Here is a 23,517-nt window from a genome sequence, read left to right as displayed (position 1 = left end):
AAGCGCTGCTCTCGCGATACGGGCATAGGCCGTACCAAATGAAGTACCTTTGCAGTATGACATTGTTGTTAGATTTTGAGTAACAAGCGAAATCAACGAACCAACACGTGTTAGGTCGTTGGGGTAAAAAAACAGAGCTGGGTAAAGCTCCGAGGTTCACATTTGAACTTATTTCGAGGTATTTGCGTCGTTTCTTAGCGCCTGTCAATAAAATCCATCTCGATTCTCTCCCTAAAAATAACGCTAAATCAAGCGTTCCGAATTTTTTCACATTCGAACCTCCGCGGAGCCCTTTAGCCGTTCCAAAGTCGCCGAAAACGAGGAGCGGGATCGCTATCGTAAATTTGCTCAAAACAAGCGTTCTCCCTCTGCGCACCGAGTGACACGCCTGCCTTTCGGCTTTCGTTCTGAAACGTCCGAGGCAAGGTCGAAAGCAACTTCCCAGCTTTCAAAATCCGCGATATCCCTCGTCCTTGGCGCTTCAGCCAAAGGCGCCGCGCCACAGAAATGGCACTTGCAACGCCTGCGAGTTCACATTTGAACTCACTCCTGATGGAAAAATATAGAATCCCCAACCTCCACAATGCCTGCCGCGTCTTGAAGCTCCTATCGACGACGCCCCAGGCCCTCTCCATCCGCAGCATTTCCGAATCCCTGCAAATCCCCCGCACCACCACCCTACGCATCTTGGCGACGCTAACCTTGGAAGGATTTACCGCCAAGAAAGACGATTGCTACAGCCTCGGCCCCTCCCTCGTGCCGATCGGCGACGCAGCCAAGGCCAGCATGGACATCAGCGAACTTGCCCGTCCCCTGCTCCAACAAATCGTACAGGCAACGGGCGAAACCTGCCACCTAGCCATTCCCTCCGGAAACCGTGCCCTTATCGTCGAGGCGATCCCCAGCAAGCATCGGCTCTCGTCCTCCACCAAGCCGGGAGCCATCCTCGACCTGCACAGCTCCGCCACGGGGAAATGCCTGCTGGCCTTCGCCCATTGGCCCGACCTCCAAGCCGTCCTCCCGCTCGACGAGCTGCCGCAGCATACTTCCAAAACACTCGTCACTCTAGAGGCTCTTAACGCCGAGATAGAGAGCGTGCGGCACGCTAACTACGCCGTGGACGACGAAGAGTTCCGTAAAGGAGCGCGTCGCATCGCGGCACCGGTCTTCTCCAACGACAACCAATGCGTCGCCGCGATCGGCATTTCCGGCTCGTGCAAGCGCCTGCCCCTCGAGCGCATCGAAGAAATCGCCAGCCTCCTCAAGGAAGCAGGCCTTCAGCTCTCCCGCCTTCTCGGATGGAAGGAAGCGCTCGAACAAGGCAGCGCGTAATTCGGGACAAAGTTCCCTCGAACTCGAAAATTTTCAAAAATATCTTAATTGATTTGGTTCGCTCCGTACCCATTATCTGGGTACATAAGCGCCGAAGCATGCGCTTTTCAACAAACCAAACTAATAAGATGAAAACGAAACTAGCGACCTTATCCATGGTCGCGTTAAGCTCAATCGTCCCGTCCCTACGGGCTGAGTACACAGCCGAAGTATCGCTAGGCTACCAAAACCTGGATTCTAACTTTTCAGGGGAGGACCTATACTTGGGCGGTTTTACCATCTATACCAGCTCCTTGGACTATCTCGGCAAAACGCCTTACGATGAAGCTGCCTTCTTCAACAAGGTAGGACAGGTCGACCTACAGTACGGCCTCGCTACCGGCTTCGGGGAAGACATCAACACCTACGGCCTAGCCTACACGCACCAGAACCGAGACAGCGATCACGGTTTCAGCGCCTCGTGGTTCTCCACCGACGTGATGGACGACTTCAACGCCTACCAAGTCGGCTACCACTACTTCCTCCAACAGGGATTCACCGTAGGAGCTGAAGTCGCGCTCGCCGATTTCGACGAGGGGCACGCCTGGTCCTACGCCTTGAACTCCAAGCGATTGTTCGCCCTTGAAAACGACCGCTGGTTCACGCTCGAAGGTGGATTCGGCTGGGCCAACAACGGTAGCGAAGGCGACTGGAGCTTGAACGCTCTCGCCACCTACTACCCGACCGCTCGCACTGGAGTCGGTATCGGAACAACAACTACAGACCGTCTGTCCGACTTCAACACCGTGCTCAGCGCCACCCACTACCTAAAGCCAAACCTCGCCGTAAACGTCTCCTACAACCGCGATTTCATCAAGAACGCGAGCGACTCGGACGGTGTCAGCGTAGGCGGCAAGTTTAGGTTCTAATAAACAATCCGAAATTCTCTAAGCCAAGGCGGCAGCTTCCAAAGAGGCTGCCGCCTTTTCGCGTTTCCGCTTTGGCATCCCGGCACCGCCCTCAAACGAACTCCCAGCAACTTACCCTTGCCAACTCGAGTCCGCATGGAATCCTCCCTGCCAGGAAAACCAACCATCCTGAAAAATGACACGAACCATCGTCTTCGGAAACTCGGGCTCCGGCAAGTCCACCCTAGCGCGCCGCATCGCGGAACAAAGCCAGGCCGCCCACCTCGACCTTGACACTCTCGCCTGGAAAGCGCCCGCCGTCCGCGAAGAACTTTCCGTCAGCGAAAAGCGGATACGCGACTTCATAGCCGCTCACGAGGATTGGGTCATCGAAGGCTGCTACGCATCCCTCATCGAGATTGCCGCCGCCCACGCTCAAGAGATCGTCTTCCTCAATCCCGGAACCGCAACCTGCCAGGAAAATTGCCGCTCCCGCCCCTGGGAACCCCATAAGTACGCCAGCAAGGAAGAACAGGACAAGAACCTCGAGATGCTGCTGGGCTGGGTCGCCCAATACGAAAGCCGGGAGGACGAATTTTCGCTCGCCGCCCACCAAAAGCTCTTCCGCGCCTTCGAAGGCCAAAAGCGTGAAATCACCTCCAACGAGGAAGCCGGCCAGTTTCGCCGCCCGACAGCCGAGTGACGCGCCCAGCATAAAACGTAGCGCGGAGCTTTAGCCCGCGACCGCATTGCAGGCACGATAAACCTATCGCTTCGCAGCTTTCGCCGTCCGACAGCCTAGTTCGCGTCGCTCCTCTCCGGCTTTTCCAAGACCAAGGCCTGCGGGAAATCGGAGGCCTGCTCGCCGCCTTTTGGCCCAAAGCGCTTGTTCTGGCTTTTGCCGCTCGGCTTGCGCAAGGGAACGCTGTCGCCACCCAACTCCTCCATCATCGCATAGAGCCGGTCCTCCATTTCCCGAACCTGCTGCGCGTACTGGGGATCGTAGATCAAGTTGTTCTGCTCCATCGGGTCCGCCTGGATATCGAAGAACTCGTCCGTATCCCACAGGCCGTAGTAAGTCGTATACTTGAAGCGATCGCCGCGCAGCGAAAACTGGGTCGGGGACTGGGGGAAATTCTTTTCCCAATAGTAGACGTAGAGAAAGTAGTCGCGCCAAGGAATCTCCTTCCCCTGAGCGAGCGGAATGAAGCTGGCGCCATCCATGTGCGGCGGCTTGGCCAGCCCCATCGCCTCCATCACGGTGGGAGCGATATCGATATTGGCCACCACCTCGTCTACCACGGTCCCGCCTTCGAAGAGCTCCGGGCACTGCATCAGCATGGGCACTCGAATCGACGTTTCGTAGGCCACTCGCTTGTCGATCAAGCCATGCTCGCCAAACATAAACCCGTTGTCCCCCATGTAGATCACGAGCGTCTCCTCGTAGATGCCCATCTCCTTGAGCTTGTCGAGCACCGCCCCCACGCTGTCGTCCACCGAACTGAGCGCCTCGCAATAACGGCGATAGAGATAGTCGATGTCAGCGTCGCTGTGATAAGGAAAGTCGACTCCGTGCCAACTGTTGCGCTGGTCGAGCAACCAACGGGGACGATTGAGGGCATTGTCCGTCACCTCCGCTTCGCTGGCTGGCTTCACGAAGGGCTTGTCGCCAAAGGCGCCGTCGTACTTCGGCTCTGGAGTGAAGTTCGCGTGCACCGCCTTGTGCGACAAGTAGAGAAAGAACGGCTGCTCGCCCCCTTTTTGCCGGTCGAGAAACTCGAGGGCATGCTCGGTCAAAACCGTCGTGATGTAGCCATCCTGCTCAATACGCTCTCCATTCTTGTTGAGCGTATAGTCCGGGCTCGGAGGATAATAATGCCCCTGCCCCCTGAAGCTGAGCCAGTAGTCGAAGCCGGGCCGCGGGTCGTCGTTGTGAGCCCCCATGTGCCACTTGCCCACGAAGCCCGTGGCATAGCCTGCCTGCTGCAGATACTGCGGAAAGAAGAGCGTTCCTTCCGGCACCAAGCGCTGGTTGTCGATCACTTGGTGGCGGAAAGTATAAAGCCCGGTCAGGATGGAAGCCCGACTGGGAGAACACAGCGAGGTCGTGACGAAGGCGTTCTTCAAGTGCACGCCATTGGCCGCCATGCGATCCAGTTGCGGGGTCTCGGCAAAGGGATGCCCCATGAAGCTCATGGCGTCGTAGCGATGGTCATCCGAAAGGATGAAGACCACGTTTCGCTTTTTGGATCCTTCCAGCAACTGCGGGATCACCTCGGACGGCACCGGGGCGACGGCCGCAGCCGCAAGCGAAGCGAAAAGGAGGGAGACGAAGGCGATGATACGAATTTTCATTGGGTGGGGGGATTAATGATTCGCGGGCAGCCTAATAGCAAAATCCACGAGATGCAAAACAACGGCGAAACTCTTCCAAACGATCCCAAGCCCCAGAGTCTTCAACCCGCCTAAACCAGTCGCCTTTTTCTGGATACAAGCCACTCGCCCCGCCCCCGAACTCCCCCAGCCTATTCCCGATGCGACTCGCCCGCCGAGTAGTCGACGCGATCGTAGTAGATCGTCTTCGGTCGCGCCTCTTCCTTGCGGCGACGCTCCTCGCTCTCGGCGCGGTACTCCTGCGGCGACATTCCGAGGAACTTCTTGAAGACGCGGGCAAAATACGCCGGATCCGAGAAGCCGCTCGACCAGGCAATCTCCGACACGTAAAGCGGGGTCGTCTGCAAGGCCAAAGCCGCCCCTTCGATGCGGATTCGCTGGATGTAGTGCGTGAGCTTCTCGCCCGTCTGCGTATTGAAAAGGTGGGACAAGTAATCCGGCGAACACTGCAGGCGCTCCGCCAACATCTTCACGTTGAGCTCCGTATTCGAAAGTTGCTCACGAATCAGCCACTTCGCCTGAAACACCTTGCCGATGTCCTGGTTGATCCCTTCGTTGCCCCGCTCCACCAAGCCCTTGATCATAGCGAAAAGAGCGATACTCAAGCCCTTCACCACATGGTCCCGCGTCGCCCCGCTCTTCTTGCTGTTCTCCACCAAGCCGTTGGTCAGGCTCAAAAACACGTCCAAGTTCGGAGCATCGTAGAACTCGATCACGTCGATCTCAGGCTTGCCAGGCTCCACCTCGAAGGCCAAGTGCACGCTGATCGCGTTACTGTAGAAGCCCACGACCAAATTCTTGAAGGGATCCTTCCGCGACGAAATCGTCTCATGGTGCGGCACGCCCGCAGGCATGATGCAGACCTCCCCCGGGCAAACCGTCACCGTCTCGTTCGGCACCTTGAACTCCGTCCAACCGCTAGTCTGCACGAAAATCTCCGGCTTGAAGTGGTAGTGCATGCCCGGACGCTTCTGCAGCCTGCCCTCGTCGCTGGGCACCTTCAGCTTGAGCTGGTTGTACTCCGCCTCCCGCACGCAACGGCCTAGCGTCTCGATAATCTCGATACGGTCCGCCTTCGACAGAGGACTGCCAATATGGCCTTTCTTGTTCGCTTCGGTTGAACGTTTGGGATCGCTCATGTATAGTGCTGAAAGGATTCGAGAAGGAGTCCCGTTACTTGGAATCCATCAATGCCTAGGTGAGCGAGTTTTGCAATACAACCTGAAGATCCACTCGAGCCGATCGATTCAACAAAGAGTAATTGGTATTTTATTCTTGATTATTCGCCACCGCTCTTCTACCCAATTACCGCAACTCCAGCGACATCGACTCCCGGCTAAGAGCCATGCAACCCGCTCCTCCCTCATCCCCTTCTCCCGCCCCTAAGCGTTCCTTGGCGCGGTTCTGCCCTCCCCGATGGAGGCTGCCCCTGATCCTCGCCCTCGGCACCCTCTTCGGATTGGGCATCGTGCTCCTGCGCGTCTCCAACGCCACCTCCTACCTCTCCGACGATCCCGCCGCCTGCGTCAACTGCCACATCATGACGCCCCAGTTCGCCACCTGGGAGCGCGGCAGCCATGCCCGCGTCGCCAACTGCAACGACTGCCACGTCCCTCACGACAACGTCGTCAACAAGTACTACTTCAAGGCCAAGGACGGAGCTCGCCACGCCTTCATGTTCACCTTCCACATGGAGCCCCAAGTCATCAAGGTGCACGAACCGGGCATGGGCGTCATCCAGCAAAACTGCATCCGCTGCCACGAGCACCTGCTCGACGAAGGCATTCACTTGGCCGTCAGCCTCCAGCAAGCCGAACAAGGCCAGGGCAAGCTCTGCTGGGACTGCCACCGCGAAACGCCGCACGGCAAGGTCAACAGCCTCTCCTCCGCAGAATGGGCCCGCACGCCCGACCTCGATTCCGTAATGCCAGACTGGCTACAAGGAAAACTTTCAAAGCCAACCCCTTCCGAAAATGAACCAGCAAAATAAGAAATCCGGCAGTTCCAGCATGGGCTGGATCCTCTTCCTCTCCACCCTCGTAGGCGTCGCCATCGTCGGCTTCCTCATAACCACCGTCATGGAGCGTAGAGGCGAGGCCAAGCAAGCCAAGATGACCAACCCCATCGGCGAGTGGGAACCGCGCAACGAAGTCTGGGGAGCCAACTTCCCACGCGAGTACGAAACCTGGAAGAAAACCGCCGAAACCGACTTCAAGTCCGCCCACGGCGGCTCCGCCAAGACCGACTACCTCGAAGAGTTTCCCAATCTCGTCGTATTGTGGGCTGGATACGGATTCTCCAAAGCCTACGAGCAAGGCCGCGGCCACGCCTACGCCGTGGAGGACATCCGCGAAACCTACCGCACCAACGCCGGCATGCCCGCCACTTGCTGGACCTGCAAAAGCCCGGACGTCCCCCGAGTCATGAACGAACTCGGCGTCGCCGAATACTACGACGCCACTTGGTTCGACCGCGGCGACCAAATCGTCAACGCCATCGGTTGCCAGGACTGCCACGACCCCAAGAACATGAACCTACGCATCTCCCGCCCCGCTCTCGCCGAAGCCTTCAAGGCCCGCGGCGACGACATCAACGAGGCCACCCACCAGGAAATGCGCTCCCTCGTCTGCGCCCAGTGCCACGTCGAGTACTACTTCCAGAAAGAGCCCGCCAAATACCTCAAGTTCCCTTGGGACAAAGGTTTCTCCGCCGAAGCCATGGAAGCCTACTACGACGAGCTCGGATTCTCCGACTGGACCCACAAACTCTCCCGGGCTCCCATGCTCAAGGCCCAGCACCCCGACTACGAGCTCTACATGACCGGCGTGCACGGCCAGCGCGGCGTCTCCTGCTCCGACTGCCACATGCCCTACAAGAACGAGGGCGGAGCCAAGTTCACCGACCACCACGTACAAAGCCCCCTCAACAACATCGCCAATTCCTGCCAAGTTTGCCACCGCGAGTCCGAAGCCACCCTCATGGGCGACGTCTACTCACGCCAGAACAAGGTCATGGAGCTGCGCGGCATCGTCGAAGGCCTCCTCGCCAAAGCCCACATCGAAGCCAAAGCCGCTTGGGACGCCGGGGCCACCGAGGAGGAGATGAAGACTTCCCTCATCCATATCCGTCACGCCCAATGGCGCTGGGACTGGGTAGCCGCCGCCAACGGAGCCGGCTTCCACGCGCCCAACACCGCCTTGCAAGTCCTCGGCACCGCCATCGAAAAAGCCGGAGCCGCCCGACAGGAAATCGCCCGCGTCCTCTGGAAGCATGGCATCACCGAAGAGATCGCCATGCCAGACATCTCCACCAAGGAGAAAGCCCAACGCTACATCGGCCTCGATCCAGAGGAACTCGAAGCCACCAAAGCCAAGCACCGCGAGGAGCTTTTCCCCGAATGGGACAAGAAAGCCGCCGCCCGCCAAGAAGCCATGGGCCTGCCAGACAACGTCTCCACCAAGAAAAGCATCTACTAGAATAGCCCCTTTCAATCCAAAGCTCCGGGCCGTTCGCGAAACAGCGAACGGCCCTTTTCGAATTACAGCTTTCAAAAACTCGGTTTACCCCCCAATTCCTTCGTGCTCCTCTTGGAGCAATCTCAAATGCAGGATAACTCCCTTCAGCCCCCAAAATCCGAATACAAGATCGGCGGCCTCATCTGCCTAGGCACCAGCCTGCTCGCCTGTGCCGTATCCATTTTCCAAGACGGCAAGCCACTCATCGCTCCTCCCTGGCCCACCAATGCCATCCTGCTAGGGCTCGTCGCCCTCTGGCTCTTCTTCATCGGCCTCAAGGGACAACGCTTCGCCCCCACGCTCCTGCTGGGCGGACTCCCCTTCGCCCTCTGCGTCATCGCCCACTTCTTCCTCTGGGTCCTGGTAGCCGGCACCCTCCCCGCCAGCGACGGTACCCAGCTCCCCGAGATCCTCCGCTTGCTCGGCCTCGCCAACCCCATCACCTCTCTCCCTTTCAACGCAGCCCTCATCCTCTTCCTGCTCAACCTCGGACTCGCCACCGCCGGGCGCCTCACCAAGCTCAAGAAAGCTCGCCTCAAGTTCTACGTCAGCCACGGCGGCATGTGGCTGCTCATCGCCGCCGGACTGCTCTCGTCCAGCGACCTCGAACGCTGGGAGCTTATCGTCTCCGAAGGCAACGCCACCGCTGAAGTCAGCAGCAGCGACGGCTCGCAAACCCGCTACCTCCCCTTCGGCGTCCTGCTCTCCGACTTCAGTATCGAATTTTTCACTACCCAGCTCACGCTCGTCGATCCGGACGAAAAGGAAATCGTCTGGCAAAAAGGCGAACCCCTCATCGACCTCGACCAAGGAAACCTCGCCCAAATCCGCGGCTGGCAAATAGAAGTCCTGCAAAGCTTCGAAGGAGCCCTGCCGCACGGAGACGGCTACCAAGCCTCCGACTCGCCCTACGCGCCGCCCGCCGCCCAGCTTCGCGCCACCCACCTGGCGAGCGGTAGCGCCATCACAGGCTGGACCACCTGCGGAAACGACCAAGTCCCCACCCGAACCATCCTAGCCGGCGACAGCGGCTTCCGCTTCGCAATGGCCCTCCCCCGCCCTAAACGATTCGCCTCCGAGATCACCATCCTCAAAAAAGGCGAGCCCCCTTATCCCGTCCGGGTCGAAGTCAACAAGCCCGTCAAGGTCGACGGCTGGGAACTCAACCAGCTCTCCTACGACGAAACCGCCGGCAAGGCCTCCCGCTGGAGCGTGCTCGAGGCCGTAAGGGATCCTTGGATACCCGTCGTCTACACCGGCATCGCCCTGCTCGCTCTCGGCGCCATCATGCACCTGCTCGACCGCATCGCCGTCGCCCCTCGTAGCGCCGAGCTTCAGCCCGCGACGGCCGCGCCGGATCAAGAAAAATGAACCTAATCCAAACCTTTCCCTACGCCGCTGCCCTGGCCCTGCTCCTTTGGAGCGCCGGGCTCACTCTCTTCCCTAAGAAACGAGCCCTCGGCATCTCTCTCCTCACCCTCGGCACCCTCGCTCTCGGCGGCATCCTCCTCGCCATTTGGATCACCCTCGACCGCCCTCCCCTGCGCACCCTTGGCGAAACGCGCCTTTGGTACGCCTTCCTCCTCCCCATCGCGGCCGGCTGCATCTGTATCCGCTGGAAAATGACATGGCCGCTCTACTACGCCATCCCCTTGGCCGGCCTCTTTCTCGGCATCAACCTCGCCCATCCCGAGAGCTGGGACCGCACCCTCATGCCCGCGCTACGCAGCGTTCTCTTCGTTCCCCACGTCCTCGCGTACCTGCTCGCCTACGCCTTCCTCTCCGCCGCTTTCGCCGCCAGTATCCGCGGCTGGCGAGCCGCCCCCCTCAGCAACAAATCAAAGCAATCCCTCGAATTCGCCGACCGCTCCGTTCAAATCGGATTCGCCTTCCTAACGCTCGGCCTTTGCATCGGCGCCGTTTGGGCCAAGGAAGCCTGGGGCCACTACTGGGCTTGGGATCCCAAGGAGACCTGGGCCCTGCTCACTTGGCTCGGTTACCTCGGCTACCTGCACTTCCGCTTGCAACATCCCCTGCAGGCTCGCGGCGCCTTCCTCTTCCTCGGAGCCGCCTGGATCGTGCTCCTTCTCTGCTGGTTCGGCCTCAACCACCTCCCCATCGCCGACCAAAGCGTTCATACCTACACCCGATAAATACCTAGAAAAAGCTTTCAACTTAATCGGTTTTAATCACAAGGGAGTCGCAAGCGCGCGGTAGGCTTTTTCGTAGCACACCGAGAACAACGAACCTGCTCCTCTCTAAACGTGATAAAAGCATTCCTCACCGTACTCGGCCTTCTCGGGCTGATCTTCACAGCGATTTTCTTGGTCAAAGCCAAGCAGTTCGAAGCGGCGCCGCCTATGGCGTTTCCGCCCTCGGTCGTCACCTCGGCCGTCGCCCAAGAGCAAACTTGGGACAACACCGTCAAGGCAACCGGCTCCCTTCGCGCCTCCAAAGGCGTCATGGTTTCCTCCGAAGTCCCGGGAACCGTATCCAAAATCTTCTTCGAATCCGGCCAGGAAGTGCAAGCCGGCGACCTGCTGCTCGCCCTCGACGATTCGACCGAGCAAGCCCAGCTCCGCTCCGCCGAAGCCTCAGCCCAACTGGCCAACCTCAACCTCAATCGGTCCCGCGAGCTGCTCGGCTCCCGCACCATCTCACAGTCGGAGTTCGACCGCGCCGAAGCCACCGCTTCCGAGGCCAACGCCCAGCTTGAGCAAATCAAGGCCGTGCTCGCCAAGAAGCGCATCCACGCCCCCTTCTCCGGCACCCTCGGTATCCGTTTGGTGGATATCGGCGAATACCTCAGCCCCGGCGTCGCCATCGCCTCGCTCCAACAGCTCGACCCCATCTACGTCGACTTCAACCTACCGCAAAAGCAGCTGCAGTCCGCCGCTAAGGACTATCCCGTCGAAGTCACCATCGACTCCTTCCCCGGCAAAACCTTTCGCGGCGCCGTCGAGGCGACCAACCCCGAGCTCGACCCCGTCACGCGCACCTTCCGCGTTCGCGCCATCCTCGAAAACTCCGACCGCCAACTCCGTCCCGGCATGTTCGGCAGCGTCGAAGTCATCCAGCCCGACCCCCTCGAGGTCGTGGCCATCCCCAACACCGCCATCTACTACCAAGCCTACGGGAACTCGATTTTCGTCATCCAATCCAATGCGGACGGCTCCGGCAAAACCGTCGAGCAGCGCTTCGTCAAGCTGGGCAAAAGCAAGGGCGATTTCGTATCCGTAACTCAAGGACTGGAACCGGGCGAAGAGGTTGCCACCGCCGGCGTCTTCAAGCTCTCCAACGGCCGCGCCGTGGTCATCGACAATTCCAAGGCCCTCACGCCTTCCCTCAATCCACAGCCTGACAACGCCTAACCGGCCCCGCTCCCATGAGCTACCATAAAAAAGCCTTCACGGACCTCTTCGTCCGCCGGCCGGTCTTGGCGATTGTCGTCAACCTGGTCGTCATCATCGCCGGTGGCCAAGCCATCTACACCGCTACCCAGGGCGGCGAAGGGTTCACCGTTCGCCAGTATCCGAAAAGCGAAAACGCGATCGTCACCATCACCACGCCCTACATCGGGGCCGACGCGGAACTGGTGCGCGGCTTCATCACCGCCCCGCTGGAGCGAGCCATCGCGGCCGCCGACTCCATCGACTACCTGGAGTCCACCTCCCAGCAAAGCCTCTCTACCATATCGGCCCGACTGAAGCTCAACGCCGACGCCACCAAGGCCCTCGCGGAAATCTCCTCCAAGGTCGACCAAGCCCGCGCCGACCTGCCGCCGGAAGCGGAGGTCCCGGTCATCAACATCGAGACCGCCGACAACCAATTCGCCTCCATGTACCTGAGTTTCCGCTCGGAGAACCTGAAGCGAAACGAAGTCACGGACTACCTCGTCCGCGTCGTCCAGCCCGCCCTCACCGCCGTCGAAGGCGTGCAGCGGGCCGACATCCTCGGAGCCCGCACCTTCGCCATGCGCATCTGGCTCGATCCCGCAAAGCTGGCCGCCTTCAACATCTCCGCCTCGGAGGTCCGGGCCGCCCTAGCAGCCAACAACACCCTGGCCGCGGTCGGCCAAACCAAGGGCAACCACATCCAGGTCAAGCTCTCCACCAACACCGCCCTCGAGTCCGAGGAGGGCTTCCGCCAGCTCGCGATCCGCGACGACGGAGCCACCATCGTACGACTCCAAGACGTGGCCGAAGTCGAGCTCGGCGCCGAAACCTACGATACCAACGTCCGCTTCGACGGAGAGGCCGCCGTCTTCATGGGCATCTGGTCCCTCCCTTCCGCCAACTCCCTCGACGTCATCGCCCGCATCCGCGCCGAGATGGAAAACCTGCGCGAGCGATTCCCCTCCGGCTTCCGCGGGGAAATCGCCTACGACGCCACCAAGTACATCGACAACGCCCTCAACGAGGTCGTCACCACCCTGGGCGAAACCCTCCTCGTGGTCGTCATCGTCATCTTCCTCTTCCTCGGCTCCATACGCTCCGTTCTCGTACCGCTCATCGCCATTCCCGTTTCCCTCATTGGAGCCGTCTTCCTGATGCAGATCTTCGGCTTCTCCATCAACCTCATCACCCTGCTCGCCATCGTGCTCTCGGTGGGACTGGTGGTAGACGACGCCATCGTCATCGTGGAAAACGTGGAGCGACACCTGCGCGAAGGACGCACTCCCTTCGATGCCGCCCTCATCGGCGCCCGCGAACTGATCGGCCCCATCATCGCCACCACCCTCACCTTGGCCGCCGTCTACGCGCCCATCGCCTTCCAGGGCGGGCTGACCGGTTCGCTCTTTCGCGAATTCACCGTCACCCTCGCCGGCGCCATCCTCATATCCGCTTTCGTGGCCCTGACCCTGTCGCCCATGCTAGCCTCCAAGGTGCTTAACGCCAAGGGCGAGGACAAGGGAATGACCGGCTTCATCAATCGCTTCTTCGACGGACTGCGCGACAAGTACCAACGGTTAGTCGACGCCACCCTGCGCACCCGCCCCGCCATCTACACGGGCTGGACGCTCGTGACCCTCGCGATCTTCCCCCTCTTCATCCTTTCCTCGATGAACACCCAGCTGGCCCCCACCGAGGACCAAGGGATCGTTTTCGGAGTAGTGAGCACCGCATCCAACTCCTCCCTCGAAAACACCTCGCATTTCACCGAACAAGCCCAAGAGGCCTTCGAATCCATCCCGGAATACGACTACTCCTTCCAAATTACCTTTCCCACCGGCGGGTTCGGCGGCATGATCGCCAAGCCTTGGGACGAGCGCGAACGCGATATCTTCCAGATCCGCTACGAACTCATGCCCAAGCTGATGGGCATCCCTGGCATTACCATCTTCCCTATCCTTCCCGCAGCCCTGCCCGGCGCCGGAAACTTTCCCGTGGAAATGGTCATCGCCTCCACCGCCGACACCAAGCAAATCGCCGCTCTCGCCCAAGAGATCGCCGGCAAGGCCGCCGCCAGCGGACTCTTCGCCTTCCCTCCGGAACTGGACGTCAAGATCGACGAGCCCCAGTCCCGCATCGTCTTCGACCGCGACAAGGTCGCCGCCCTCGGGCTCGATATGGCAACCGTCGGTTTCGACGTCGCGGCCAACATCGGCGGCAACTACATCAACCGCTTTCCCATGGACGGACGCTCCTACAAGGTCATCTCCCAAGTCGAGCGGGCCAGCCGCCTCACCACCGACGACCTCAACGACATCCAAATCCGCGGCGCCAACGGCCAGCTCGTCCCGCTCTCCACCTTCGCCACCATCGTGGACAGCGTGGAGCCGCGCGACCTCAAGCGCTTCAACCAGCTCAACGCCGTCAAGATCACCGGCATCCCCGCCGCCCCCTTGGACTCGGTCCTTAAGTTCCTGGAAAACGAAGCCCGCCAAACCCTGCCGCTCGACTACAACGTCGACTACGGGGGCGAGTCCCGCCAACTCCGCAAGGAGGGCAGCAACTTCCTGCCCTCGCTCGGGCTGGCCCTGATCCTGATCTTCCTCGTGCTGGCAGCCCAGTTCAATTCCTTCCGCGACCCGCTCATCATCCTGCTCGGCTCCGTGCCACTGGGCATGTTCGGAGCCCTGCTCTTCACCGCGCTCAGAGCCCCCGGCGGGCCTTGGGATCCGCATTGGAGCTGGGGTTGGACCACCTCTTGGAATATCTACTCCCAAGTCGGCGTCATCACCCTCCTAGGCCTTGTATCCAAAAACTCGATCCTCATCGTCGAATTCGCCAACTCCCTGCAACGCCAAGGACGCAGCAAGCTCAAGGCCGCCTCCGAAGCCGCCGCCGTGCGCCTGCGTCCGATCCTCATGACCACCGCAGCCACCGTCTTCGGCCACATGATGCTCATCTTCGTCAGCGGAGCCGGCGCCGCCGCCCGTAACTCCATCGGCCTAGTGCTCGTCTGCGGCATGGCCATCGGCACCCTCTTCACCCTCTTCTTCGTTCCGTCTCTCTACGTGCTCATCGCCAAGGAACACCACGGAAAAGAAGATCCCATTCCAGAACCCGGAGCCGAAGCCTAGCTTCCATTCACTTTTCACACTTTCACCCTTCACTCTTTCAAAGCCGTGTATCCAAAAATCAAACGCGCCACCGCTAGCCTAGCCGCCCTCGTCGCCGCCCTAGCGCCCTTGCCAGCACAGGAAACGCCCGAGGTTCCCGCCTCCCTCTCGCTGCAAACCACCCTCGAGTTCGCTCTCGAGAACAACTTCGCCATCAAGCAATCTATCGAGGCGATCAAGGAACAAGAAGGCCTCATCGTCGAAGTGAAGGCTCGAGCCCTGCCCAGCCTCGCGGTCAACGCCTCCTACTACCAGCTCGACGAAGGGCTCAGCGAAGCGAACAGCTTTTTTCCCGCGAGCACGGAATCCTGGGGAATCACCCTCTCCGCCCGCCAAGCCCTCTACCAAGGCGGCGGCATCCGAGCCGCCCTCGAGGTGCAGGACCTCCTTCGCGAATCGAGCTTGCTCGCCCTCGAGACCACCGTGCTCGACGCCCTGCTGGAAGTGCGAACCCGCTACTACGCCGCCCTGCTGGCCCGAGACCAAATCGGCGTCGAAGAGCAGAATATCGAGCTGCTGGAAGAAACCCTCAACAACGCCAAGCTCCGCCGCGACGCGGGCGACGTCTCCGACTTCGAAGTCCTGCGGGCAGAAGTCGCCCTCGCCAACGCCCAGCCAGCCCTCATCCGCCGACGCGGAGCCTACCGCGTCGCCATCGAGCAGCTCCGCCAAAGCATGGGCTACCAAAACTACCGCCGCGACGCCCACAACCTGGAACGCATCCCCGAATTCACCGACGAGCTCGTCTACCGCCCCATCGACTACGAACTGCAAGCCGCCCTCGACCAAGCCCTCGCCAACCGCTCCGAGCTCAAGCAGCTGGAAGCCATCGCCAAAGCCCGCGAAGCAGGGCTCGAGATCGCCAACGCCGGACTCAAGCCTTCGCTCGACCTAGTCGGCACCTACGGCAAGCAACGCTCCAGCTTCTCCTCCAGCTTCGACGACGGCCCCGACGGCTGGACGGTCGGAGTGGAAGCCAGTTGGAACATCTGGGACGGACGCAAAACCAAAGGCCAGCGCCTGCAAGCCCAATCCCAGCTCGAGCAAGCTCGCATCCAGCAGCAGTCCTACCGCCTCGGCATCGAGGTCCAAGTACGCCAAGCCATCTCCGCCCTGCAAGAGGCCGACCAACTTGCGAAAGCCGCCGTCAAGGTCGTCGAGCAGGCCGAAGAAGCCGTGCGCATGGCCGACTCCCGCTTCGAGACCGGCTCGATCAGCCAGCTCGACGTGCTGGAAGCCCGCGTAGCCCTCACCGAAGCCCGCACCAACGCTCTCGCGGCCAATTACCAGCACCTCGTGGCCGTGGCCCAGTACCGACGCGCCCTCGGCAGCGAGGCCATCTCCCGCGAGGCCTGGCCCAGCGCCGAATAAAGGGCGGCAAAGCCCTCATTCTCCCTCCCAAAGCGGGAGGCGAGCCCGCGCCCGAACGGACAGCTGCGAAAAACGAAAGCTTCGCTAAATGTTTGCCCAAACGGGACGATCCCTGTTTAGAGTATACTCACAGGCACCACGACTCTTGCTGCCCATTCCCCACATGAATACCAGCGTAATCCAAATCACTGTAAAAGGCGTCATGCCCACCGTTAACGGCTGTGCCGTGTTCCTGGGCAACGAGGACAAGGTATTCGTCATCTACGTGGACCACAGCGTCGGGAACGCCATTTCCATGGCCCTCAACGGAGTCAAGAAGGAGCGCCCCCTCACCCACGACCTCATCTCCTCCATGCTGATCGGCCTCGAGGCCAAGATCACCCGCATCATCATCAACGACGTAGAGGAAAGCACCTTCTTCGCCCGAATCTTCATCGAGATGAGCAACGAGGTGGATACCAAGATCATCGAACTCGACGCCCGCCCCAGCGACTCCATCGTACTTTCCCTGCAGAACAACGTGCCCATCTACGTGGCCGAAAAGGTCTTCAGTACCACCGAAGACATGTCCTCCATCCTCGAACGCGTGCTCAAGCAGCAAAACGAGGAATCGAGCGACAAGTAGCCGCCCCTACCCGAGCTCCCGATGCGACGGAGCTCTATTCCTACGCCCTAACGGCGCGACTGCATCTTCGCCAATTGCGTCCGCAGCTGGCGGAAGCGCTGATGGGTAGCCGGCTCGATCTCGATCGGCGTCCCGTCCATCTTAACGCCTACGAAAAGGGCGAACAGCTTCTTATCCAAGGAAGCCGGAAGCAAAATCAGCGAATTCACTTCGCCCCGGTCGTGTATCCAATCTGGAATTACCTTGGCGATCTTTCCTGAATTCGCGTCCTGGATCAGGATATCCTCCCCGCGGGCGAGGCAGATCGAAAAGATGTCCTTGTTGTCGGAGGAAACCAGCGGCCGGGTTTTGATCCGATCGTAGAGCAAGCCCGTGCCATTGCGGGCGGAGAAACGCACCGTCCTGCTGTTCTCCTGGTCTTCCAGGAAGGTCATGCAGCAATCGAGTCCGAGCTCGGCCGCGATCGCCAGGTTTAAGCTGTCGTAAAGCAGCTTCACTTGCTCGTCGTCGAGCGGCTCTTCGCTCTCCAGCATCGACTCTAAAATCTCGCTCAGATCCCGTTCGGGCTCCGTATTCGGTTTTCCGATACCAATACTCTTTCGAGTTTCCTTCTTGGTAGCCGGCTTGCTTAGCGGCCTGCCGTCGAGACGCGCCCGCAGGGCATTGTTCGCGGGCGAATTCTTGATGCCGATCACCTCGTTGAGCTGAGCCATGCTGGAATCGACCTCCTCCAGTCCCGCAGTGACCATGTCCAAGTCGATAGGAATACTGTCCCCAAACCGCTGCACGATCGCCGCCAATTCCTTCTTGAAAGCGTCCGGCCCCAGCGAATCGTTGAACGCCAATTCGCAGACCTGCACGCAAAACTCCGCCGCGATCAGAACCTCCTCCGAATCGGATTGGGCGGAGCGCGTCAGCTTTTCCTTGGGGACCCTTTCCAAGGACTCCATGATGATATCCGGCAGGTTCGTGCTGAGCAGGAGCGTATGCCCAAGCTCTAGGGGCGTCATGCCGAAAGCGTCGTAGTAGGCCTCGTCGTTGGCGCCTTGCCGGGCCAGCTCCCTGGCCTGCGTGTACTCGTCCAGGAAGAAGGTCGACATCAGCAGCTTACCGTAATTTCGCAAGGACCCGCTCACGAAAGCGATATCAGGATCGCAGCTGAAAAGCTCCGAGCTTGAAACCAGGTTCTGGGCCAGCAGCCCGCTGCATACCGAGAGCGACGCCATCTCGCGCTGCTGCTCGCTGTCCATCCCCTTGCCCGCGTTTTGGGCGAGCATCACCGTCAAAGTGAGATTGCGGATCCGGTCGAAGCCGACCGTGTGAATCGCTTCCGTGATGGTGCCGATCTCGATGCCGGAAGGATTGTAGCCGAAAGTGTTCGCGGCGCTGATGACCTTTTCGGTCACGCTAGGATCGCGCTCGATGATCTCCGAAAGGTCTTGGATCGACACCGTCGCGATTTGCCCGGAGAGCTTGCGCACCGTCTGCACGATTTCCGGCATGGCCCCCGTCTGCCCGCCCTCGATTGCTTCGTTGAGCCGCCGCAAGGTTTTGCGGGCTAAAGGATTGAGGGTATCAGGGATTGGGGTGGCCACGGCGCGATGTCTCTTGGTGATAGATCCGCCGAATCGGAGCGAATCGACGGAAAGGAGGTTTATCGACCCAGTTCCCCAGCGGAAAGTACCGGTGCTCGCGCAGGGGAATTAGGTCAACCTAGCTATCGGCGCTTCGACCTATGGAGTTTAGTGTAAGCAGGGAATAAGCCTTGGGGTCTTTCCAGGCCTCGTCCCTTAGGCCTTCCAGGCCCGGGCCCCGCCCATCGGACGCGTTTCGAAGATCTTGGGCTCGATTCCGAACTCCGCCTCGTAGCGCTGCTCGATCAAGCGGCTCAGAGACTCCACGCAATCGCGACGTACCAAGGCGATCGCCGATCCCCCGAAACCGCCACCCGTCATACGGCAGCCGGCCACGCCTTCCTGGGATTGGGCGAGCTCCGCAATGAAATCGAGCTCCGGACAGCTCACGCGATAGTCGTCGCGCAAGGAGACATGGCTGGCATTGAGCAATTCGCCGGCCCGCGCGTAGTCGCGCTCGCCCAGTGCCTCCACCGTCTCGAGCGTGCGGGCGATTTCGGTGACCGCATGACGCACGTAGCGCTGCATGTCTTCGGTCAGTTCGGGATGCTTCAGAGCCTCTTCCAACTTCGCCGGATTGATTTCCCGCAAGGTCCCGACTCCCAAAATCTTAGCTGCCGCGTGGCAACCGTCGCGGCGCACCGCGTAGCCTCCGTCGGAAAGCTCATGGCTCACGCAGGAATTGATGATCAAAAGTCCCCAATCCGGATCCTCGAAGGGGGCGTGCTGGAAGCTGTCGTCCACACAATCGAGCATCAGCAGCTTGCCTTCCTCGCAGAGGATCACCGCCGCCTGGTCCATCAAGCCGCAGGGAACCCCTGCGAAATCATGCTCGGCCTTCTGGCAAAGCTTGGCCAGGGCAAGGTCGTCCATCTCTTCGCCGATCAGCTCCAAGATCACCTTGCCGAAAACCGCTTCCAAAGCCGCGCTGCTACTCAGGCCGCCACCCACTGGAACGGTTGAAATCACAGCCGCCTCGAAGCCGGGAACCGCGAAACCAGCCCGCTTCAAGCCCGCGACTACGCCCTTCACGTAATTCCCCCAGCTCTTGCCTTCCGGAGCCAGTTCCTCGCTCGCGGAAAACTCCACCAGCTTCCCCGGCGCCTGGGCGGAAACCAAGCGCACCAAATCGTCCTCGCGCCGGCGGATCGCCACATGCACCCAACGGTCGATCGCTGCCGGCAGGACCAAGCCGCCGTTGTAGTCGATGTGCTCGCCAATCACGTTCACCCGCCCTGGCGCCACGCCAAATACCTCCGGCGTTCCAAATCCGGAATCCGCAAAAAGGGTTCCGACTGCTTCGATGCTAGCGTGATGTTCAGGCGAGAGGGTTTGAGTGCTCATATTAAAAGATTCAATCAGTTACGGTACGGCATGATAGCAGCTATTTTTAGCTTGAACAACGATTGCGCAGGTCAAACTTTGTAGAAATCCGGTCAAGCAAGCCATGCCCAAGAAGAACATCGCCATCCTCGTCGAAACCTCCCTCAACTCCGGCAGGCAAATCGTTCGTGGCATCTCCCGCTTCGCCCGCGAACGCAACGACTGGTCCCTGCACTACCACACCGGACCGCTAGGGGCCATGGCTCCCGGCTCCTTGGAGAACTGGCAAGGTGACGGCATCATCGCCCGCATCGCCAACCCGGACCTGCACGAGACCGTCAAGGCCTGCCAGGTCCCCGTGGTCGACGTGCTGGGAAACGTTCCCGGAACCCGTTACCCCGTCGTCAAATGCGACGAAGCCGCCATCTCCGCCCTCGTCGGAAACCACTTCAAGGAACGGGGTTTCCGCAACATCGCCTTCTTCGGCCTGAGCGACGAGCTTTGGTCGCTCGCCCGCCGCCAGGAGCTGGCCGCCTTTTGCCGCGACTCCCTCGGAACGGAGCTCTCGGTCCTCGAAGTGGCCCACCAAGAACGCGCCTCCAAAGTTTGGGCCAACTATATCGACCGCATCCAATCCTGGATCGCCGCCCTGCCCAAGCCGGTCGGCGTCATGATCGCGAGCGACCAGTTCGGCCCCGACGTGCTGGCCGCCTGCCAGGCCTCCGGCCTCAGCGTGCCCGACCAGGTCAGCCTCGTCGGCGTCGACAACGACCTCCCCTTCTGCGAAATTTGCCAACCGCAGCTCAGCAGCGTCGAGCCAAACCATGAGCTGATCGGCTACGAAGCCGCCCGCGTCCTCGATTGCATCCTGGAACGAAACCCGGAAATTCGCCAGAGCACCGAAGTCTCCCCCCGCATCCTTCACGTGCGTCCGTCCAGCGACGCCACCGCCTTGGAAGATCCGGCCCTCGTCAAAGCCCTGCGCTTTATTCGCGCCAACGCCTGCGATCCCATTAGCGTCGACGACATTGCCCGAGCCTCCGGCGTATCGAGAAGCGTACTACAGCGACGCTTCCGCAGCTCCCTCAAGCAAACCGTGCTCGAGTCCATCCTCACCGTACGCGTCAACCGGGCCAAGGAAATGCTCGCCACCACCAGCCTTCCCCTGCCGGACCTCGCCGAACGCTGCGGATTCCGCCACCAAGAATACCTCGGCTTCGTATTCAAGAAACGGATTGGCTGCACCCCCGGCCAATATCGCATCCAACACAGCAAGCCGCGATAAGCCCAAACTCATCCGCAAAGAGACCCCGCTCCCCCCAGCTCTGGAGCCCCTGCGAAAACGCCGTCACTTGACTTCCCGCGCAAGCGGCGACCTCCTTGGCCCGTCCCCTCTGCGTGAGGATTAATCGAAATTCAATTCTAGCGGCCCTGATCGCTTTCGCAGCCTTAGCCAGCTCCGCCCGGGCCGACTTCCAAATCGTCGCCGCCCCGTCCGCTCTGCCCCCTTCCGCCACCGTTACCCTCGCCCGTCACGACGTCGACCAACGCGCAACGCGACAGGTCCTTTCCGCCCAAACCGAAGCCGACGGATCCTTTTCCCTGCAATCCACCGAAGAAGCAGGCATTTTCGTGCTAACCGTCGAAACCGCTCCAAAGCTCACGCTCGCCGTGGCTGACGGCGAAACCGTTGAGCTCGCCCTCGAACAAGGAAACCTGCAAGCCAAGGGGTCCCCGGGCACCGAAATCCTGCAAGCCTACGAAAGCTTTCGTAAGGAATCGCTCGCCCGGCTCGTGTATCCAACGCGTAATGACATTCGCAACGCCAAAAGCCGCAACGCGACGGAGCAAGAAATCGAAAAGCTCACCCAAGCCGAGGTAGACGCCTACCAGGAACACCTGAAAGAACTAAACGACTTCGTCATCCAAAACGCCGGCCCCACCATGGCTCTCTACGGAAGTTCCCTGCGGCTCGACGGCGACTATCGGCTCCCCGAACTCGCCAAGCTCGTCGACTCCTTTGCCCAGCGGCACGGAGACATCGAAGCGACCCGCAGCCTGAAAAACCGGATTCAAATCGCCCGCAACGTCGCCCTCGGCAGCCTCGCGCCCGAACTGGCAGCCGCGAACCTCGACGGCGAAAACGCAAGCCTCAGCCAACATCGCGGCCGCTACGTGCTCGTGGATTTCTGGGCGAGCTGGTGCCCCCCTTGCCGCTTGGAAAACAAGCATTACGCCCAACTCGTCCAGCAGGCCGACAGCGACCGCTTTACGATTTTCGCCGTCAATCTAGACACCAACGAAAAAGCCTGGAGCCGCGCCGTCGCTCGCGACCAAGCAGATTGGATTCACGTTTCTGACCTGCAGGGCTGGACCTCCCCCCTCGCCGCCAAGTACGGAGTCTCCGCCCTTCCCGCAAGCTTCCTGCTCGATCCCGACGGCCGCATTATCGCCAAAAACCTCCGCGGCACCGCCCTCGACCAAAAGCTAAGCGAACTCGGCCTCCTCTGACCCCGGCATTGATTCCACCCCTCCCAAAGCGCCACCGATCCCATTGACATGCATGATTGAACGATAAACTATTTGCGGCATGCCTCAGCCCCGCCCCACGAGAATCCGCGCAAGCCGCAGCCTGCTCGCGCTGCCGCTCCTTATCTTCCTAGCCGCCTGCGGTCGCGAGCCCAGCGGCAGCGAAACGGAATAGATCAATAACGCGCCGCCCTCCCTCGCCTATTCGAGCGCCGAGATCGGAACACCCGCCAGCGCTCGCCCTTGGATTACCCACGTCAAAGCCGTCGACCTCGATGCCGACGGCTTGATGGACGTGCTGGTCTGCGACGCGCAATCCAACTCCCTAAGTTGGATACGCCAATCGACGAGCTCTCGATACGAAGAACGCATCCTCGCCGACCAGCTTCCCGCTCCGGTGCACTCCGAAACCGTAGACATCGATCAAGACGGCGACCTCGATATACTTCTTGCCTGCATGGGCCAAGTCTTCCCCAACAACGACCTGATCGGTTCCGTCAACGTGCTGGAAAATACCGGAGCAGAACGCTACGTTTCACATGAAATCGTCAGCGACACTTACCGCGTAACTGACCTTAGGGCGGGCGATTTCAACGGAGACGGGCGACTCGACATAGCCGTAGCGAAATTTGGATACCAGCAAGGCGAAATCGCATGGCTGGAAAACCAAGGCGGCTGGACCTTCCAAAGCCACACCCTCTCTCGTCTGCCAGGAACCGTCAACGTCGCCGTCGAGGACCTAAACGGCAACGGCTCCTTAGACATCGTCGCGATCGTCTCGCAGCAATACGAGGAGATCCACCTCTTCGAAAACGATGGCGAAGGAAACTTCTCGGATCGGATCGTCTTCGGCTCGACCAACGAAGACTTCGGCAGCAGCGGGATCAGCCTTTGCGACCTCGACCAGGATGGCGACTACGACATTCTCTATACCAACGGGGACGGTTTCGACTACGCCGAGCCCGGAGCTCGCCCTTGGCACGGCGTACAGTGGTTGGAGAACGACGGACAAGCCCAGTTCACCTACCACCGCGTTGCCGACTTGCCTGGAGCCTACAGCCCTGTCGGGATCGACCTGGACCTCGATGGAGACGTGGACATAATCGCAGTCAGCGGCTTCAACGAATGGAGCAAAGCTGAAGCGTACTCACTGGTCGCGTATTTGAATAATGGAGACGAAGAGTTCGAAGAAATCCCGCTCGCCTCGATTCCGACTCACCTGGTAAGCGCAAGCGTTGCGAACTTCGAGGGCGACGCCTTCCCGGAAATCGTGACCGGGGGATTCCACGCCTATCCACCCTGGGGCACGATGAGTCGCGTTCGCATCTGGAGCAAACGATGA

18 protein-coding genes are annotated in these 23,517 nt (G+C 60.3%); 14 read left to right on the top strand and 4 right to left on the bottom strand.

Going from position 1 to position 23,517, the window contains the following annotated elements; translation table 11 throughout:
- The first annotated feature begins 552 nt into the window (after positions 1-552).
- The 3 genes from QEH57_RS01690 to QEH57_RS01680 all read left to right on the top strand — a co-directional run bounded on the left by QEH57_RS01690 (position 553) and on the right by QEH57_RS01680 (position 2,922).
- On the top strand, positions 553-1,332 hold the full coding sequence (locus QEH57_RS01690; RefSeq protein ID WP_309004931.1) for an IclR family transcriptional regulator: 780 nt from the start codon (positions 553-555) through the stop codon (positions 1,330-1,332).
- A gap of 128 nt (positions 1,333-1,460) precedes the next feature.
- Positions 1,461-2,240, top strand: coding sequence for a hypothetical protein (locus QEH57_RS01685; RefSeq protein WP_309004930.1), 780 nt, complete (start codon positions 1,461-1,463; stop codon positions 2,238-2,240).
- Between the two features lie 175 nt (positions 2,241-2,415).
- Positions 2,416-2,922, top strand: a complete 507-nt coding sequence (locus tag QEH57_RS01680; RefSeq protein WP_309004929.1) for an AAA family ATPase — start codon at positions 2,416-2,418, stop codon at positions 2,920-2,922.
- A gap of 95 nt (positions 2,923-3,017) precedes the next feature.
- Here QEH57_RS01680 and QEH57_RS01675 read toward each other — a convergent pair whose 3' ends face one another.
- Positions 3,018-4,574 carry a sulfatase gene (locus QEH57_RS01675; protein WP_309004928.1) on the bottom strand — a complete coding sequence of 519 codons (1,557 nt, stop codon included), beginning with the start codon at positions 4,572-4,574 and terminating at the stop codon, positions 3,018-3,020.
- Between the two features lie 170 nt (positions 4,575-4,744).
- Positions 4,745-5,752, bottom strand: a complete 1,008-nt coding sequence (locus QEH57_RS01670; RefSeq protein ID WP_309004927.1) for an AraC family transcriptional regulator — start codon at positions 5,750-5,752, stop codon at positions 4,745-4,747.
- Between the two features lie 206 nt (positions 5,753-5,958).
- Between QEH57_RS01670 and nrfH the strand changes: the two genes are divergently transcribed.
- From nrfH to QEH57_RS01630, 8 genes are all read left to right on the top strand, one after another.
- Entirely contained in the window at positions 5,959-6,603 is a 645-nt protein-coding gene (gene nrfH, locus QEH57_RS01665; protein WP_309004926.1) for a cytochrome c nitrite reductase small subunit, read from the top strand.
- Positions 6,587-8,089 (top strand): ammonia-forming cytochrome c nitrite reductase, encoded by a 1,503-nt coding sequence (gene nrfA, locus QEH57_RS01660; protein WP_309004925.1) that lies wholly within the window; start codon positions 6,587-6,589, stop codon positions 8,087-8,089. Before nrfH ends, nrfA begins: the two co-directional genes overlap by 17 nt.
- Positions 8,090-8,215: 126 nt before the next feature.
- Positions 8,216-9,499: a cytochrome c biogenesis protein ResB gene (locus QEH57_RS01655; protein ID WP_309004924.1), complete on the top strand. Its 1,284-nt coding sequence runs from the start codon at positions 8,216-8,218 to the stop codon at positions 9,497-9,499.
- On the top strand, positions 9,496-10,281 hold the full coding sequence (gene ccsA, locus QEH57_RS01650; RefSeq protein WP_309004923.1) for a cytochrome c biogenesis protein CcsA: 786 nt from the start codon (positions 9,496-9,498) through the stop codon (positions 10,279-10,281). Before QEH57_RS01655 ends, ccsA begins: the two co-directional genes overlap by 4 nt.
- Before the next feature lie 111 nt (positions 10,282-10,392).
- Entirely contained in the window at positions 10,393-11,499 is a 1,107-nt protein-coding gene (locus QEH57_RS01645; RefSeq protein WP_309004922.1) for an efflux RND transporter periplasmic adaptor subunit, read from the top strand.
- 14 nt (positions 11,500-11,513) lie between these two features.
- A complete protein-coding gene (locus QEH57_RS01640) occupies positions 11,514-14,654 on the top strand; it encodes an efflux RND transporter permease subunit (RefSeq protein ID WP_309004921.1) in 3,141 nt (1,046 codons plus the stop codon).
- 45 nt (positions 14,655-14,699) lie between these two features.
- Complete coding sequence (locus QEH57_RS01635) at positions 14,700-16,064, top strand: TolC family protein (protein WP_309004920.1); 1,365 nt, start codon at positions 14,700-14,702, stop codon at positions 16,062-16,064.
- Between the two features lie 163 nt (positions 16,065-16,227).
- Entirely contained in the window at positions 16,228-16,689 is a 462-nt protein-coding gene (locus tag QEH57_RS01630) for a bifunctional nuclease family protein (RefSeq protein ID WP_309004919.1), read from the top strand.
- A 47-nt stretch (positions 16,690-16,736) separates the two neighbouring features.
- Here QEH57_RS01630 and QEH57_RS01625 read toward each other — a convergent pair whose 3' ends face one another.
- Both QEH57_RS01625 and galK read right to left on the bottom strand, forming a co-directional pair.
- Complete coding sequence (locus QEH57_RS01625; RefSeq protein WP_309004918.1) at positions 16,737-18,284, bottom strand: HDOD domain-containing protein; 1,548 nt, start codon at positions 18,282-18,284, stop codon at positions 16,737-16,739.
- Between the two features lie 195 nt (positions 18,285-18,479).
- Complete coding sequence (gene galK / locus QEH57_RS01620) at positions 18,480-19,667, bottom strand: galactokinase (protein ID WP_309004917.1); 1,188 nt, start codon at positions 19,665-19,667, stop codon at positions 18,480-18,482.
- A gap of 103 nt (positions 19,668-19,770) precedes the next feature.
- On the opposite strand from galK, the gene QEH57_RS01615 reads away from it, so the two are divergent.
- The 3 genes from QEH57_RS01615 to QEH57_RS01605 all read left to right on the top strand — a co-directional run bounded on the left by QEH57_RS01615 (position 19,771) and on the right by QEH57_RS01605 (position 23,517).
- Complete coding sequence (locus QEH57_RS01615) at positions 19,771-20,931, top strand: XylR family transcriptional regulator (protein ID WP_309004916.1); 1,161 nt, start codon at positions 19,771-19,773, stop codon at positions 20,929-20,931.
- A 113-nt stretch (positions 20,932-21,044) separates the two neighbouring features.
- Positions 21,045-22,157 (top strand): TlpA disulfide reductase family protein, encoded by a 1,113-nt coding sequence (locus QEH57_RS01610; protein ID WP_309004915.1) that lies wholly within the window; start codon positions 21,045-21,047, stop codon positions 22,155-22,157.
- A gap of 193 nt (positions 22,158-22,350) precedes the next feature.
- Entirely contained in the window at positions 22,351-23,517 is a 1,167-nt protein-coding gene (locus QEH57_RS01605; RefSeq protein WP_309005298.1) for a VCBS repeat-containing protein, read from the top strand.

This window comes from Pelagicoccus sp. SDUM812005 (genome assembly GCF_031127875.1).
GTDB lineage: Bacteria > Verrucomicrobiota > Verrucomicrobiia > Opitutales > Opitutaceae > Pelagicoccus.
Note: the sequence above shows the minus strand (reverse complement) of the source record. Positions and strands in the feature narration are given on the sequence as shown.